Origin of the sequence: Enterobacter vonholyi (assembly GCF_008364555.1) — a bacterium.
GTDB classification, from domain to species: Bacteria; Pseudomonadota; Gammaproteobacteria; order Enterobacterales; family Enterobacteriaceae; genus Enterobacter; species Enterobacter vonholyi.
The window spans coordinates 34,794-50,937 of the sequence record NZ_VTUC01000007.1; the positions used below are offsets into that span (position 1 = coordinate 34,794).

Below are 16,144 nucleotides of genomic sequence, written 5' to 3' on the forward strand. Positions count from 1 at the left end.
CCCGCAGGCGAGTGTATATAAAGCCAGAATCAGTTGCTTTCCAGCATATGAATAATCTGGTTTGCAACCACTTTAGCGCTCTGGTCGTCAGTACGAATGGTCACATCGGCAATCTCTTCATACAGCGGATTGCGTTCATCGGCCAATGCTTCCAGAACTTCGCGTGGTGGCGTTTCAACCTGCAGCAGCGGGCGCTTTTTATCGCGCTGCGTACGTGCCAGCTGTTTCTCGATAGTCGTCTCAAGATAGACCACTACGCCACGGGCGGAGAGACGGTTACGGGTTTCGCGAGATTTCACAGAACCGCCGCCTGTTGCCAGAACGATGCCCTGTTTTTCCGTGAGTTCGTTGATCACTTTTTCTTCTCGGTCACGGAAACCTTCTTCGCCTTCTACATCGAAAACCCAGCCCACATCAGCTCCGGTTCGTTTCTCAATCTCTTGATCAGAATCGTAAAATTCCATATTGAGTTGTTGAGCTAACTGACGCCCAATAGTGCTTTTGCCGGCACCCATAGGCCCAACCAGAAAGATATTGCGTTTCTCTGCCATTTTATCGGTACTACTAAGACTATTCGTTAATGGTAATCCCCGCTTCGCAGACACCCAGCGTAGCAGGACATGAACTGAAACCTCATATGCAATAGAGCGAGAGTCAGACTAAAAATTATCTCAATACTCCGGCTTGTTTGGCAACTGATTAAATCACCGCGTCGGGCGCATAAGGTAATAAGACGTAAGTCCAACTCAAATCGGTACTCCTTGTATGCTAATTCATGCCCCACGTCAAACATCTGCAACAAACTGAATGCAAAATCATTGTGGGGATCGTTACCCGTCAGCGAATACCGACCAGACGTGGCGTAATAAACACCACTAACTCGCGCCGTTCATTATCCTTACCATCGTGACGAAAAAGCTGCCCAAGCCAGGGGATTTTCCCGAGCCCGGGCACGCTGTCACTGCCGGTTTTGTTTTTCTGCGAAAAAATTCCGCCCAACGCCAGCGTTTCTCCACTTTTTACCTCCACCTGGGTTTCAATCTCCTGTTTGTCGATCGCCAGCGTTTCGCCGTCAGCCTGCTGCAGAACCTGTCCCGGCATATTTTCACTAATATGCAATTTCAGGCGCACGCGCCCCCCCGGCAATACCACCGGCGTGACCTCCATGCCTAATACCGCCTCCTTAAACTCAACTGAGGTCGCCCCGCTTTCACCGCTTGAGACCTGATACGGGATCTCACTCCCCTGCTTGATGCTGGCTGGTTGCATATGCGAGGCCAGAAGCCTCGGGCTGGCGATAATATCGACCTGCTGTTTTTGCTCCAGCGCAGAGAGTTCCAGATCAAGCAGCCGACCATTGATCCGTCCGATGTTAAAACCCACGTGGCTGGTGGCGCTGGCAACGGAAAGATCGCTGCCAAGCGTGGTGAGCTGTCCAACTTTGCCCGCATCGGTGGCGTCGGCGAGATTCCACTTCACCCCTAGCTCGCGCAGGCTTTTTTCATTAATGGTCACAATGTGCGCCGCCAGCTCGACCTGTTCGACGGGAATATCCATCTGGGCGGCCCAGCGCTGTAGAGTCTCCACCACCGTCTGGTTATCCCGAATCAGCAGCCGGTTGGTACGCGTGTCGACGGATAAACTCCCCTTTGGACTCAGGAGTTTTTCCGCGGCTTTCTGCAGCTCTCCGGCATCGGCATAGGAAAAAGCGATGCTGTGAGACACCAGCGGCGCATCAAGCTGTCTTCGGGCCCGCTCCTGTTCCGAGCGTTCCTGCTGTTCACGCTGCCAGGCCGCGGTATACACATAAAAAATGCCGCCCTCCTCTCGCAAAACGAGGCCAGCGCTGGCGACAACCGTCTGTAATGCCTGTCGCCAGGGGACGCGCTTCAGATTGAGCGAAAGCGTGCCGCCGACATCAGGCGATATCACAAGATTTCTATTCTCCTGGGCAACCAGACTCTGTAGTACCTGGGCTACAGGAACGTCATCCACCACCAGCGTGACCGGTTTTGGCGCGGCGGCCCACAGCGGATGGCTGAACGCCAGCAGCCACAGCATTATCCGTAAATTCATTCTTATCCTTTCCTTCTCGTTGCCACGTCCATTTTCCTGGTTCACATGTGTCACCCACATCAACAACCAGATCCGTTTCATTGATGGTTGTTATCGTCCAGCCTTCCGGAAAGCGCTCATGCGTTTTCAGCCGATACCAGCGCTTTTGCCCATCCTGTAAAATGCCGATAGCCTGCTGTCCACCCACCATGCCGCGATAGTGCCACTGCGCCAGCTCGGCAATGGCGCAGGGATCGTCCGGCGGGTGAAAGGGATCGCGCATACCGGTCAGTAGCAGCGCAGAGCAAACCAGCAAACATCGCGTGCTATTTCGCATGTTCTAGCTCCAGCCGCAGGCGCAACGCTGTGCCATGTGGTGTAATCGCGAAAGCGGCGATCTGCACATCCCGCTGCGCCAGCCGGGAAAAAAGCGCCGGGATAGCCTGCCACTCTACCTCCAGCATCAGTTCTCCTCCGTTCTGTAGCGGCTTCCAGTGAACGAGCGTCGCGTCATCGCCCTGAAAATCGAGCGGGGAGAACGGCGTCTTCTCCAGTACTTCCGTTATTTTCGGACGAAACGGCGTCTTTCTGACGGCAGACCATAACGCTGCATTCGTCCTCACGTCCTGAATCAGCTGGCGTTGCCGTTCGGCACTCTGCCCGTATACCGGTCTGAGCATGGTGCCCCACGCTGCCAGTCCAGCCAGGAGGCTCGCCAGAAACCAGAAGAGCACCCGATTCAAGGGACGGCTTTCGCACCAGCGTTCTAACAGGGTATCCACGCGTTACCCCTCGCTTTTAAGATGAAGGGTGAACATCCATCGCCCCTGGCTGTCCTGCCGAAGCTCACCCGTCGTCCCGGGCGTAAAATCCGCTATTAGGCCAAGCGCATCGCGCAGAGCAGACAGGGCCGGCAGGGTTATGGCATACCCGCTCAGCATCAGAGCAGGGGGCTGATAGCGCAACTCCGTCAGCCAGACCTGTGCCGGAACGGCGCGGGAAAGGGATTCCAGCACCGGTTGCCATGCCCGTTGTTGCAGGGTCTGCACGGGCATCTGCGCCTGTGCGGTCAGTCTTTGCCGGGCGACAAGCGCGTGCTGCACGGACTGCATTCCCGTCAGATCCGTTTGCAGCGCGCGCAGCCTCACGAGATGGTTCATCCGCAGACAGAAAATGGTCACGAACAGCAACAGCACTGTGCCGACACACATTACGCCCCAGAAGCGCAGGCATCGCGAGCGCCGCTGCTGTCGCCACGGCAGAAAGTTCATGATGCTCATGCGGGTACCTCGCTCATGGCCAAAGCCAGCGCAACGGTATAATCAGCGCCGCAGTCCGGTAATGGAGCATGGTAACGTTCCAGGATTTCCCACGGGTCACGTCGGCTATCAAACAGCGCGATGTCATCCGGCCCAAGAGCCAGCAGCGCCGCCAGCTCAGCCACGCTTTCTGCTTCGGTAGTTAAGCGGCGTCCCCACTGGTGGCGCATAGCCCAGAGCCACTGCCGATCGTCCCGCCAGGCGATGCATTTCGCTGGTGCCACCGCAGGAAGAAGATTAGCCAGCGCGCTGGCATCGGGAGAAATGGTCACCAGCCGCAAACGCAGCGTTCTCGCCAGCGCCAGTAGGGTGTCGACCTCGTTATTTTGTGCGGCAGTCACGTGAAAGGTATTGCTGAAGGTATCCTGCGCGTAATCGAAACAGAGCGTTTCGGCAGACATCTCCAGTTCTCGCGCGAGCGCCGCACCGAGCCATGTGAGCTGCTCGCTGTCGCGTAGCACAGCGGCCGGAAGGGGAAGCGACCGCTGCAGGGTGCGTGCTGCCGGGAAAGAGAGGAACACGCGGTGGTAGTGGGGCAGCGTTTTTCGCCAGTCGCGTAACGCATCAACCATCTGTTCTGGCTGACAAATTTTGCCGTCACGAATGATACCTTCGGCCAGAGGTATCGCCCACCAGCGGCGTAAGCACCAGCCAGACCTCTCCCGGGCCAACGAGACGATTCGCACCCTATCCTGTTGAATATGAACGCCCGTTTGCCATATTTTGAAAGCCATGCTTCACGATCTCCTTATCGCCCGTCGTCTTGACGGCTATATCAATGAATCAGGCTTGCCTTTATACTACCGCGCGATTGTTTAGAAACTGCCCAAGTGAAACCAAATGGGAAATCTCCGGTGAAGTTCGTAAAGTATTTATTCATCCTTGCAGTCTGTTGCATTCTGCTGGGAGCAGGCTCGATTTACGGTTTGTACAAATATATTGAGCCACAGCTGCCTGATGTCGCCACGCTTCGCGATGTGCGCCTCCAGATCCCGATGCAAGTCTATAGCGCCGATGGCGAGCTGATGGCGCAGTATGGCGAGAAGCGCCGTATTCCGCTGACCTTAAACCAAATTCCACCCGTGATGGTGAAAGCCTTTATCGCCACGGAGGACAGCCGTTTTTACGAGCACCACGGTGTCGATCCGGTGGGAATTTTCCGTGCCGCGAGCATTGCGTTGTTCTCTGGTCACGCCTCTCAGGGGGCGAGCACCATTACGCAGCAGCTGGCGCGTAACTTCTTCCTCAGCCCTGAAAAGACGCTGATACGTAAGATCAAAGAGGTATTCCTTGCGATCCGTATTGAGCAGCTGCTGAGCAAAGACGAAATCCTTGAGCTGTACCTCAACAAAATCTACCTGGGCTACCGCGCCTATGGCGTGGGGGCTGCCGCACAGGTTTACTTCGGCAAGCCTGTTGAGCAACTCACCTTAAGCGAAATGGCCACCATAGCAGGTCTGCCAAAAGCGCCATCCACGTTTAACCCGCTCTACTCGCTCGATCGCGCCACCGCGCGTCGCAACGTCGTCCTGTCACGTATGCTGAGCGAAGGCTACATCAGCCAGAGCGAATACGACCAGGCGCGTAACGATGTCATTGACGCTAACTACCACGCCCCTGAGATCGCCTTTGCATCTCCTTATCTGACCGAAATGGTTCGCCAGGAGATGGTGAATCGCTATGGTGACAAGGCCTATGAAGATGGCTATCGCGTGTACACCACCGTCACCCGCAAAGTCCAACAGGCGGCTCAGGAAGCGGTACGGAACAACGTGATGGACTACGATATGCGTCACGGCTATCGCGGCCCGTCAAACGTGCTCTGGAAAGTGGGCGAAAGCGCGTGGGACAGCAAAAAAATCACCAGTACGCTGAAGGCGCTGCCAACCTATGGTCCGCTCCTGCCTGCCGTGGTGACGCAGGCCGATCCTCAGGAAGCCGTTGCGACGCTCGCGGACGGCACCACCGTCTCTCTGCGCATGGACGGTGTCCGCTGGGCGCGTCCGTACCGCTCGGATACCCTACAGGGCGCAACGCCGCGTAAAGTGACCGATGCAGTTCAGACCGGGCAGCAAATCTGGGTGCGCAAAGTAGGCGAAGCCTGGTGGCTGGCACAGGTGCCGGACGTCAACTCGGCCCTGGTCTCTATCAATCCACAGAACGGTGCGATCCTGGCCCTGGTCGGCGGGTTTGATTTCAACCAGAGCAAATTTAACCGCGCCACGCAGGCGCTGCGTCAGGTCGGTTCCAATATCAAACCGTTCCTCTACACGGCCGCGATGGATAAGGGACTGACCCTCGCCAGCATCCTCAACGACGTGCCAATCTCCCGCTGGGATGCCGGTGCGGGTTCCGACTGGCAGCCGAAGAACTCCCCTGCGGAGTATGCCGGTCCTATTCGTCTCCGTCAGGGTCTGGGGCAGTCGAAAAACGTGGTGATGGTGCGCGCCATGCGCGCGATGGGCGTCGACTATGCCGCAGAGTATCTGCAGCGCTTCGGTTTCCCGGCACAGAACATCGTTCGCACCGAGTCGCTGGCGTTAGGCTCAGCCTCCTTTACGCCGCTTCAGGTCGCCCGCGGGTACTCGGTGATGGCTAATGGCGGCTTCCTGATTGACCCGTACTTCATCAGCAAGATCGAAAACGATCAGGGCGGCGTGCTGTTCGAAGCGAAGCCGAAAATTGCCTGCCCTGACTGCGATATTCCGGTCATTTATGGCAATACGCCGAAATCCGAGGTGCTTGAGAATAAGGACATGGAAGACCCTGCCGTGTCGCAGGAGCAGCAGAACGGCGTTGTGCCGCAGCCGCAGCTCGAGCAGGCGAACCAGGCGCTGGTGGCGCAGACCGGCGCGCAGGAGTACGCACCGCATGTGATCAACACGCCGCTGTCGTTCCTGATTAAGAGCGCGCTGAACACCAACATCTTCGGTGAACCGGGCTGGCAGGGTACCGGCTGGCGCGCAGGACGCGACTTGCAGCGCCATGATATCGGCGGTAAAACGGGGACAACCAACAGCTCGAAAGATGCGTGGTTCTCCGGCTACGGTCCGGGCGTGGTGACCTCGGTCTGGATCGGCTTCGACGATCACCGCCGTGACTTAGGTCGTACAACGGCCTCCGGGGCGATTAAGGATCAGATTTCCGGCTACGAAGGCGGAGCGAAGAGCGCGCAGCCGGCCTGGGATGCCTACATGAAGTCCGTTCTTGAAGGTGTGCCGGAGCAGCCGTTAACGCCGCCGCCAGGCGTGGTGACGGTCAATATCGACCGCAGCACCGGTCAGCTTGCCAACGGCGGTAATAGTCGCGAAGAGTATTTCATTGAGGGCACCCAGCCAACCACACAGGCGGTGCACGAGGTGGGTACGGAGATCATCGATAACGGCGAAACGCACGAGCTGTTCTAACCACAAAGCAAAACGGCAACCTCTGGTTGCCGTTTTTGTGTTTGCTCCCTCTCCCTCGGGAGGGGTTGGGGTGAGGACATCAGGCCACTACAGTCGCCCCTGCCCCTTCAACCACTCCCGTACCAGGAACAGCGCGCTCACGTTGCGGGCCTCATTAAAGTCAGGGTCTTCCAGCAGATCCATCAGGTGCGCTAACGGCCAGCGAACCTGCGGCAACGGCTCCGGCTCATCCCCTTCCAGCGATTCAGGATAGAGATCTTCAGCTACCACGATATTCATTTTGCTGGAAAAATAGGACGGTGCCATGCTCAGCTTTTTCAGGAATGAAAGCTCATTAGCCCCGAACCCCACCTCTTCTTTCAGCTCGCGGTTCGCCGCTTCAAAGACGGTTTCACCCGGGTCGATAAGCCCTTTCGAGAACCCGAGCTCGTAAGATTCCGTTCCCACAGCGTATTCGCGGATCAAAATCAGATGATCGTCGACAATGGGAACAATCATCACCGCTTCGCGCGAAGAAGGGCGCATACGTTCATAAACGCGACGCACACCGTTGCTGAACTCCAGATCCACACTTTCGACATTAAACAGGCGCGATTTGGCGACAGTTTCAACATTCAGAATGGTGGGTTTTTGTAGTGGTTTGCTCATCTTGATGGGTCTTAGCAGTGAGAACTGGCGTTATTGTGCGATACGCTGCACGGTTTCGGCAATGTCAATTGTTCTTTATTTACATTTATGCAACGTATTTGGGATCAATCCTCAATTCAAAACAAATGTCAAGAGGTTGAAATGTTTCCAGGAATTTGCTGATATCGCGCCATAACAGGCTTTGCTATCATCACCGGTCACTGGGATGCGCTTCAGAATGCTCAAGTTCGACTCCATACTTGCCGATAGCCAACCACAGACTCTCATTCAATGTAAAGGTGCTACTGACTACACCTGTAAGAAGATAAGTAAGATGGGGAAAGCATGAGCACCATTTTGATTGTTCTCGCTGCTATGCTGGCCGGTGCGTTGGTTGCAGGGTGGTTGTACAGGCGCCGCGTACAGCGCCGTTATCGCCTGCCCTTTTTAAATGCATTTGCGGGTGCGAGCACGCGTAAACTTACGCAAGACGAGCGCGATGCGGTTGAAAACTATCTCGAAATCCTGAACCGTACTCAGTTAACGCCTGGGCCAACGGGAGCCACCGCTGCGCCCGTCGCGCTAAATCTTAACGCACAAAGTGATACCGTGCTCTGCGTGACGCGCTCCATCACGCGCTATGGCATCACTACTGATGACCCTAACAAATGGCGCTATTACCTTGATTCCGTCGAAGTGCATCTGCCCCCGTCCTGGGAGCAATACATTAACGACGAAAACAGCGTTGAGCTGATTCACACCGACTCGTTGCCCCTGGTTATCTCGCTTAACGGCCATACGCTGAATGAATACCTTCAGGAAGCACCTCGTTTTGCGCTGGAACGCGCCAGTTCAACGCAGGCCTCCATTCGTGGCGAAGAGACTGAGCAGATTGAACTGCTGAATATTCGCCAGGAAACCCATGAAGAGTACGCTTTGAGCCGCCCGGACGGCATCCGCGAAGCCATTCTGATCGTTGCTGCCTTCCTGCTCTTTTTTATCTGCCTCCTCACGCCGGATGTGTTTGTCCCCTGGCTGGCTGGCGGTGCGGTTCTGCTGCTGGCGGGCGGGCTTTGGGGGCTCTTTGCCCCACCGGCCAAAACCTCGTTGCGCGAAATCCACTGCCTGCGCGGAACGCCAAAGCGCTGGGGCCTCTTCGGTGAAAACGATCAGGAACATCTCAACAATATCTCGCTCGGTATTATCGACCTGATCTACCCGCGTCACTGGCAACCGTGGATCGCGCAGGACCTGGGGCAGAAAACCGACATTGATATCTACCTTGACCGCCACGTTGTGCGTCAGGGGCGCTTCTTATCCCTGCATGATGAAGTGAAAAATTTTCCGCTTCAGCACTGGCTTCGCAGCACGGTCATTGCCGGCGGCGCGGCGCTGGTCTTAGTCATGCTGCTGCTTTTCGTGCCGCTGGATATGCCCATCAAATTCACCCTGTCGTGGATCAAAGGGGCGCAAACCATTGAAGCGACCAGCGTCAACAAACTGGATGAAGCCGGTGTGCGCGTGGGGGACACGCTGCGCCTGAAGGGAACCGGGATGTGTAATATTCACACCCCGGGGGCGTGGAACACGCGCCAGAACTCACCGTTTATGCCGTTCGATTGCTCACAAATTATCTGGAACGACGCACCGCCGCTGCCGCTGCCGGAATCCGAAGTCGTGAATAAAGCCACGGCTCTTACCCAGACGGTTAACCGCCAGCTGCACCCGAAACCGGACGATGATTCACGCGTTAGTCCCGCACTGCGTTCGGCCATTCAAAAATCGGGCATGGTTCTGCTGGATGATTTTGGTGACATCGTCCTGAAAACGCAGGATCTTTGTTCCTCTCAGGATGAGTGCATACGTCTTAAAAATGCCCTGGTAAACCTCGGGAACAGTAAAGACTGGGACTCGCTGGTGAAACGCGCCGAAGCGGGACGACTGGATGGCGTCAACGTGCTGCTGCGGCCGGTTAGCGCTGAATCTCTGGATAACCTGGTCGCGACCTCGACGTCACCGTTCATGATGCGCGAGACCACCCGTGCGGCTCAGGCGCTGAACAGCCCGGCACCGGGCGGCTTTGTAATTGCAAGCGATGAGGGCAGCGACCTGGTCGATCAGCCTTATCCGCAGGTGGCGCTTTATGATTATCCGGCGCAGGAGCAGTGGAGCCAATTCCAGCGCTTGGCGCAGATGCTGATGCAAACGCCGTTCAGCGCAGAAGGGATTGTCACGAGTATTTATACCGACGCCAACGGCACTCGCCATATCGGCCTGCACCGGATGCCGGATAGCGCTGGGCTGTGGCGCTACATCGGCACCTCGCTGCTGATGATCGCGATGCTGATCGCCATTTTCTGGAACGGTTTTATGGCCCTGCGCCGCTACCAGCGCTCACGCACGCGGCTTGCCGACATCCAGCAATATTACGAAAACTGCCTCAATCCTAAGCTGATCCCCTCGTCTGAGAGCCTGATCTGATAACGTCGTTGCGCGACAAGATGTGCTACCCTGTCGCGCACGTTTCTTCTGGCTGGAGTTCCCCTAATGCATCTTGATATCGCCTGGCAGGAGGTTGATACCGTTCTGCTGGATATGGACGGCACGCTGCTCGATCTCGCCTTTGATAACTATTTCTGGCAAACGCTGGTTCCAGAAACCTATGGCGAGCAGCAGGGGATCTCCCCGGCAGAAGCGCAGGCATTCATTCGTTCGCAATATAGCGCCGTGCAACATACGCTAAACTGGTACTGTCTTGACTACTGGAGCGAGCGCCTCGGTCTGGATATTTGTGCCATGACTACCGCCCAGGGCCCGCGCGCCGTTCTGCGCGAAGACACAGTGCCCTTTCTGGATGCGCTGAAAGCAAGCGGCAAGCGCCGTATCTTGCTGACCAACGCTCATCCACATAATCTGGCGGTGAAGCTGGAACATACGGGTCTGGCGTCGCACCTTGATTTATTACTTTCCACCCACACATTTGGTTATCCGAAAGAGGATCAGCGGTTGTGGCATGCGGTTAAGGAAGAGACGGGTTTGCAGCCGGAACGTACGTTGTTCATTGATGACAGCGAGCCCATTCTGGATTCTGCCGCAAGGTTTGGCATTCGCTACTGTCTGGGCGTCACCAATCCTGACTCTGGCCTGGCTGAAAAAAGCTATCTGCGCCACCCGGGACTGAACGACTATCGCCAGATGATCCCCTCACTGACCGTGAAGGAGACGCCATGAAAGAAAAACCCTCAGACGGGGTAAGACTGGATAAATGGCTGTGGGCAGCGCGTTTTTATAAAACGCGCGCCCTTGCCCGCGAGATGGTTGACGGCGGAAAAGTGCATTACAACGGCCAGCGCAGCAAACCGAGCAAGACGGTTGAGCTGAATGCCACCTTAACGCTGCGTCAGGGCAACGATGAACGTACGGTGGTGGTTAAAGCCGTTACCGAACAACGTCGACCCGCAGCGGAAGCCGTAATGCTTTATGAAGAGACGGCGGAAAGCATTGAAAAGCGCGAGAAGACCGCGCTGGCGCGCAAAATGAACGCGCTGACGATGCCTCACCCGGACCGGCGGCCGGACAAAAAAGAGCGCCGCGACCTGATGAAATTTAAACACGGTGAGACTGATTAACCTCACCCGCACGAGAGATGAAAATGGCCCAACACGACCAATTACACCGCTATCTGTTTGAACAATTCGCCGTGCGCGGCGAGCTGGTCACCGTATCCGAAACCTGGAAACAGATTCTGGAAAACCACAATTACCCGCTGCCGGTGAAGACCCTGTTGGGCGAACTGCTGGTTGCCACCAGCCTGCTTACCGCAACGCTGAAGTTTGCCGGGGATATCACCGTGCAGCTGCAGGGCGACGGCCCGATGACGCTGGCGGTCATCAACGGCAATAACCAGCAGCAGATGCGCGGCGTGGCGCGCGTTCAGGGCGACGTGCCAGAAAATGCTGACCTCAAAACGCTGGTAGGTAACGGCTACCTGGTGATCACCATCTCCCCAGAGGAAGGTGAGCGCTATCAGGGCGTGGTCGGTCTGGAAGGCGATACCCTGGCAGCCTGCCTGGAAGATTACTTCATGCGTTCTGAGCAGCTGCCGACGCGTCTGTTCATCCGCACCGGTGAAGTGGACGGCCAGCCTGCTGCGGGCGGTATGCTGCTGCAGGTTCTGCCTGCCCAGGACGCTCAGACCAATGATTTTGAGCACCTGGCGACGCTGACCGAAACCATCAAAGCGGAAGAACTCTTCAACCTGTCGGCGACCGACGTGCTGTGGCGTCTGTACCACGAAGAAGAAGTGACCGTTTACGACCCGCAGTCCGTGGAGTTCAAGTGCACGTGCTCACGCGAGCGCTGCGCTGGCGCACTGAAAACCCTGCCGGATGAAGAGATCGACAGCATCATGGCGGAAGACGGCGAAATTGATATGCACTGTGACTACTGCGGTACGCACTATGTATTCAATTCGATGGATATCGCTGAGATCCGCAACAACGCCTCCCCGGCGGATCCGCAGGTTCACTAAACCTCTCTTCCCCTCACCTTAACCTTCTCCCCAAAGGGGAGAGGGCTGGGCTGAGGGGCAAAAAACTCCACCCAAGCTGAATCGTTTTCCCAATGTAACTCTTACGTAATTTTCTTACGTGTATGCGATTACATTCACATTCTTTCCGATAAAATCACCAGCCTTTAACCTTTTCGGAACATTTTCCCCACCCAAAAAGCGATTCCTGCGATAATCCGCCTGCGCCGTGACTGGAGTCGCAGCGTTTTCCGTTAGTAAGGGTTTTGTCCAGATGCGTGAATCTATGAGCCCCGTCGCGGTAAACAACCTCAGAAAAACCCTACAATTTCAGGCAGTACATATTGGCTAAGGAGCAGTGATATGCGTGTTACTGGTTTAACCCCGCAAGATCTCAAGGCTTATGGTATTCACGACGTCCAGGAAATCGTCTACAACCCCGACTACGATACGCTGTATCAGGAAGAGCTCAATCCAACACTGGAAGGATACGAGCGTGGTGTGTTGACGAATCTTGGTGCTATCGCCGTCGATACCGGTATTTTTACCGGTCGTTCGCCGAAAGATAAGTATATCGTCCGAGACGAAACCACCCGCGATACGCTGTGGTGGGCTGACAAGGGCAAAGGGAAGAACGACAACAAACCGCTCTCCCCGGAAACCTGGCAGCACCTGAAAGGGCTCGTCACCCATCAACTTTCCGGCAAGCGTCTGTTCATTGTCGACGCTTTCTGCGGCGCTAACGCCGATACCCGTCTCTCCGTGCGTTTTATCACCGAAGTGGCCTGGCAGGCGCATTTCGTGAAAAACATGTTTATTCGTCCAACCGACGAAGAGCTGCAGGACTTCACCCCTGATTTCATCGTGATGAACGGTGCGAAATGCACCAACCCACAGTGGAAAGAGCAGGGTCTGAACTCCGAAAACTTTGTGGCCTTCAACCTGACCGAGCGTATCCAGCTGATCGGCGGTACCTGGTACGGCGGCGAAATGAAGAAAGGGATGTTCTCGGTCATGAACTACCTGCTGCCGCTGCGGGGCATCGCCTCCATGCACTGCTCGGCTAACGTCGGTGAAAAAGGCGACGTGGCGGTCTTCTTCGGCCTGTCCGGCACCGGGAAAACCACCCTGTCCACCGATCCAAAACGTCGTCTGATTGGCGATGACGAACACGGCTGGGATGACGACGGCGTATTCAACTTTGAAGGCGGCTGCTACGCGAAGACCATTCGCCTGTCTGAAGAGGCCGAGCCGGATATCTTCCACGCGATCCGTCGCGATGCGCTGCTGGAAAACGTCACCGTGCGTGCCGACGGCTCCATCGACTTCGACGATGCGTCGAAAACGGAAAACACCCGCGTCTCTTATCCGATCTACCACATCGACAATATCGTGAAGCCGGTGTCAAAAGCGGGTCATGCCACGAAGGTTATTTTCCTGACGGCGGATGCGTTCGGCGTTCTGCCTCCGGTGTCTCGCCTGACGGCCAGCCAAACGCAGTACCACTTCCTTTCCGGTTTCACCGCCAAGCTGGCGGGTACCGAGCGCGGCGTGACGGAGCCAACCCCAACCTTCTCCGCCTGCTTCGGCGCAGCCTTCCTGTCGCTGCACCCGACGCAGTATGCTGAAGTGCTGGTGAAACGCATGCAGGCATCCGGCGCGCAGGCATACCTGGTGAACACCGGCTGGAACGGTACCGGCAAACGTATCTCTATCAAAGATACCCGCGCGATTATCGACGCCATTCTGGATGGTTCTCTGGACGACGCCGAAACCTTCACGCTGCCGATGTTTGACCTGGCGATCCCAACGTCGCTGCCGGGTGTAGATACGCATATCCTCGACCCGCGCAATACGTACGGTTCTCCGGAGCAGTGGCGTGAGAAGGCGGAATCGCTGGCGAAGCTGTTTGTCGAGAACTTCGAGAAGTATACCGATACCCCGGCGGGTGCTGCGCTAGTGAGTGCGGGTCCAAAACTGTAGTCCATGTCGGGTGGCGGCTTCGCCTTACCCGACCTGTAAAAAAGGGTGGCTCGTGCCACCCTTTTTTCAACTCTCTTTCACCTGCCCCCGCGTCACCGGTACCGGCAGCCAGGCGCGAATGCTCAACCCACCCCGCTCGCTGGTTCCAATCTCCAGCAGCCCGTTATGGTTATCAATAATACGCTGCACTATCGCCAGGCCTAAGCCCGTACCGCTGGTGCTGCGCGCGCTGTCGCCGCGCACAAACGGCTGGAACAGATGCTTACGCTGCTCGGGCTTGATGCCCGGACCGTCGTCTTCCACCTGGAACCAGGCGCGGTTGAGCTCAGACCCGCTGCTGACCTTAATCCAGCCGTTGCCGTAGCGCGCCGCGTTGACCACCATGTTGGCGACCGCACGTTTAATGGAGAGCGGGTGCATACGAACCTGAATTTCACCGGCCTGAAGGTCGGTATCAATCTCGCGCTCGTAGCCGCTTTCCGCCGCCACCACTTCGCCCAGCACCGCGTTCAGATCCGCCATCTCCATCGGCATCTCCTGACCGGTGCGCAGGTAGTCGATGAACTGCTCAATGATGGCGTTACACTCTTCGATATCCTTGTTGATGGACTCGGCAAGATAACCATCCTCTTCTCCCATCATCTCCGTCGCCAGACGGATACGCGTTAGCGGCGTGCGCAGGTCGTGGCTGACGCCCGCCATCAGCAGCGTACGGTCATCCGCCAGCTGCTTCACGCCTGCCGCCATATGGTTAAAGGCACGCGTTACTGAACGGACTTCCGAGGCGCCATACTCGCGCAGCGGAGGAGGAATAATCCCTTTACCGACCTGCAGCGCAGCGTGCTCCAGGTCGACCAGCGGTCGGTTCTGTATACGGATAAATAGCCACGCGCCGCCTATCGCCAGCAGCATAATCGCCAGGGTATAGCGGAACAGCGGCGAGAAATCGCCCTGATGGATTTCGGTCAGCGGAACGCGAACCCAAATATTGGGTGACAGCCAGGTTTTCAGCCAGACGACGGGCGAGCTTTTGTTGACCTCAACGCGCACTTCCGTTGGACCGCCCAGCTGCTGCGCCATCTGCTGGCTGAGGAATTCGTAGTGCTGCGCCCAGCGCAGGCCAGCGTCTTCCGCCGCTTCGTTGGAATAGAGCGAAATGCCCAGTTCACGGTAGATTTCACGGCGAAACGCCGGGGGAACGACGAGCTGCGTGCCGTCCTCCAGCTGCAGCTTATCGGTCATCAGCATACGGACTTCGTAGGCCAGGACCTTATTGAACTGCTGGAGGCTCGGCAGGATCGCAAAGTTCAACACCACCAGGTAGGTCGTCACCAGGCTGACGAACAGCAGGGTGACGATCAGTAACAGGGTGCGGGCAAACGAGCTTCGCGGCGAGAAGCGCATTCGCCTCATGCTTTAGAGCCGTCCGGGACGAACACGTAGCCCAGACCCCATACGGTCTGAATATAACGAGGATGCGCCGGATCTTCTTCCACCATGCGGCGCAGACGGGAGATCTGCACGTCGATAGAGCGTTCCATTGCGGAGTATTCGCGACCGCGCGCCAGGTTCATCAGCTTGTCACGGGAAAGCGGTTCACGCGGGTGGCTGACCAGCGCTTTCAGGACCGCAAACTCGCCGCTGGTGAGCGGCATCGGCTCGTCTTCACGGAACATTTCGCGCGTGCCGAGGTTCAGCTTGAACTTGCCGAAGGCAATAACGGCTTCTTCCTGCGACGGCGCGCCCGGCAGCTCGTTCGCCTGACGGCGCAGCACGGCGCGAATACGTGCCAGCAGTTCACGCGGGTTAAACGGTTTTGGAATGTAGTCGTCCGCGCCGATTTCGAGGCCCACGATACGGTCAACTTCCTCGCCCTTCGCCGTCACCATGATAATCGGCATCGGGTTGCTCTGGCTGCGCAGACGGCGGCAAATAGAAAGCCCGTCTTCGCCAGGCAGCATCAGGTCGAGAACCATCAGGTGGAAAGATTCACGGGTCAGCAGACGGTCCATCTGCTCAGCGTTCGCGACGCTACGAACCTGGAAGCCCTGCTCGGTCAGATAACGTTCCAGCAGCGCACGCAGGCGCATGTCGTCATCCACGACCAGAATTTTGTAGTTCTCTTGCATTGTGTGTACTCCCAAAGGTTCGGATAGTCTTTGTAACAGCGTATTCTAAAAAAGTGCACGTATTCGACCAGTTAATTCTGGTATAAATTCTAGTCG

General features: G+C 56.6%; 15 protein-coding genes. 6 read left to right on the forward strand and 9 right to left on the reverse strand.

Annotation, left to right across the window (positions count from 1 at the left end; genetic code table 11):
* Positions 1-29 precede the first annotated feature (29 nt).
* From aroK to pilM, 6 genes are all read right to left on the reverse strand, one after another.
* Positions 30-551, reverse strand: coding sequence for a shikimate kinase AroK (aroK, locus tag F0319_RS13110; RefSeq protein ID WP_003861630.1), 522 nt, complete (start codon positions 549-551; stop codon positions 30-32).
* Positions 552-837: 286 nt separating this feature from the next.
* Positions 838-2,076, reverse strand: coding sequence for a DNA uptake porin HofQ (gene hofQ, locus F0319_RS13115; protein ID WP_111963771.1), 1,239 nt, complete (start codon positions 2,074-2,076; stop codon positions 838-840).
* Positions 1,988-2,392: a HofP DNA utilization family protein gene (locus F0319_RS13120; protein ID WP_149367144.1), complete on the reverse strand. Its 405-nt coding sequence runs from the start codon at positions 2,390-2,392 to the stop codon at positions 1,988-1,990. The genes hofQ and F0319_RS13120 overlap by 89 nt, the downstream gene beginning before the upstream one ends.
* The gene (locus F0319_RS13125; RefSeq protein WP_240168102.1) at positions 2,382-2,735 is read right to left on the reverse strand and encodes a HofO family protein; all 354 of its coding nucleotides are present in this window, start codon (positions 2,733-2,735) and stop codon (positions 2,382-2,384) included. Before F0319_RS13125 ends, F0319_RS13120 begins: the two co-directional genes overlap by 11 nt.
* Positions 2,736-2,840: 105 nt before the next feature.
* A complete protein-coding gene (locus F0319_RS13130) occupies positions 2,841-3,335 on the reverse strand; it encodes a PilN domain-containing protein (RefSeq protein ID WP_149367146.1) in 495 nt (164 codons plus the stop codon).
* Complete coding sequence (gene pilM, locus F0319_RS13135) at positions 3,332-4,108, reverse strand: pilus assembly protein PilM (protein WP_149367147.1); 777 nt, start codon at positions 4,106-4,108, stop codon at positions 3,332-3,334. The genes F0319_RS13130 and pilM overlap by 4 nt, the downstream gene beginning before the upstream one ends.
* Before the next feature lie 120 nt (positions 4,109-4,228).
* Between pilM and mrcA the strand changes: the two genes are divergently transcribed.
* Entirely contained in the window at positions 4,229-6,781 is a 2,553-nt protein-coding gene (gene mrcA, locus F0319_RS13140; protein WP_188035106.1) for a peptidoglycan glycosyltransferase/peptidoglycan DD-transpeptidase MrcA, read from the forward strand.
* Between the two features lie 87 nt (positions 6,782-6,868).
* Here mrcA and nudE read toward each other — a convergent pair whose 3' ends face one another.
* Positions 6,869-7,429 carry an ADP compounds hydrolase NudE gene (gene nudE, locus F0319_RS13145; RefSeq protein WP_008503041.1) on the reverse strand — a complete coding sequence of 187 codons (561 nt, stop codon included), beginning with the start codon at positions 7,427-7,429 and terminating at the stop codon, positions 6,869-6,871.
* 324 nt (positions 7,430-7,753) lie between these two features.
* Here nudE and F0319_RS13150 point away from each other — a divergent pair, with 324 nt between their 5' ends.
* From F0319_RS13150 to pckA, 5 genes are all read left to right on the forward strand, one after another.
* Complete coding sequence (locus F0319_RS13150; RefSeq protein WP_149367149.1) at positions 7,754-9,889, forward strand: intracellular growth attenuator family protein; 2,136 nt, start codon at positions 7,754-7,756, stop codon at positions 9,887-9,889.
* Between the two features lie 66 nt (positions 9,890-9,955).
* Complete coding sequence (gene yrfG, locus F0319_RS13155) at positions 9,956-10,639, forward strand: GMP/IMP nucleotidase (RefSeq protein WP_032641117.1); 684 nt, start codon at positions 9,956-9,958, stop codon at positions 10,637-10,639.
* The gene (gene hslR / locus F0319_RS13160; RefSeq protein ID WP_149367150.1) at positions 10,636-11,037 is read left to right on the forward strand and encodes a ribosome-associated heat shock protein Hsp15; all 402 of its coding nucleotides are present in this window, start codon (positions 10,636-10,638) and stop codon (positions 11,035-11,037) included. The genes yrfG and hslR overlap by 4 nt, the downstream gene beginning before the upstream one ends.
* Before the next feature lie 17 nt (positions 11,038-11,054).
* On the forward strand, positions 11,055-11,939 hold the full coding sequence (hslO, locus tag F0319_RS13165; RefSeq protein ID WP_161495995.1) for an Hsp33 family molecular chaperone HslO: 885 nt from the start codon (positions 11,055-11,057) through the stop codon (positions 11,937-11,939).
* 360 nt (positions 11,940-12,299) lie between these two features.
* Entirely contained in the window at positions 12,300-13,919 is a 1,620-nt protein-coding gene (gene pckA, locus F0319_RS13170; RefSeq protein ID WP_149367151.1) for a phosphoenolpyruvate carboxykinase (ATP), read from the forward strand.
* Between the two features lie 66 nt (positions 13,920-13,985).
* Here the strand turns inward: pckA and envZ are convergent, their stop codons facing one another.
* A complete protein-coding gene (gene envZ / locus F0319_RS13175; protein WP_023309494.1) occupies positions 13,986-15,332 on the reverse strand; it encodes a two-component system sensor histidine kinase EnvZ in 1,347 nt (448 codons plus the stop codon).
* Positions 15,329-16,048, reverse strand: coding sequence for an osmolarity response regulator transcription factor OmpR (ompR, locus tag F0319_RS13180; RefSeq protein WP_001157751.1), 720 nt, complete (start codon positions 16,046-16,048; stop codon positions 15,329-15,331). Before ompR ends, envZ begins: the two co-directional genes overlap by 4 nt.
* Between the last annotated feature and the right edge of the window lie 96 nt (positions 16,049-16,144).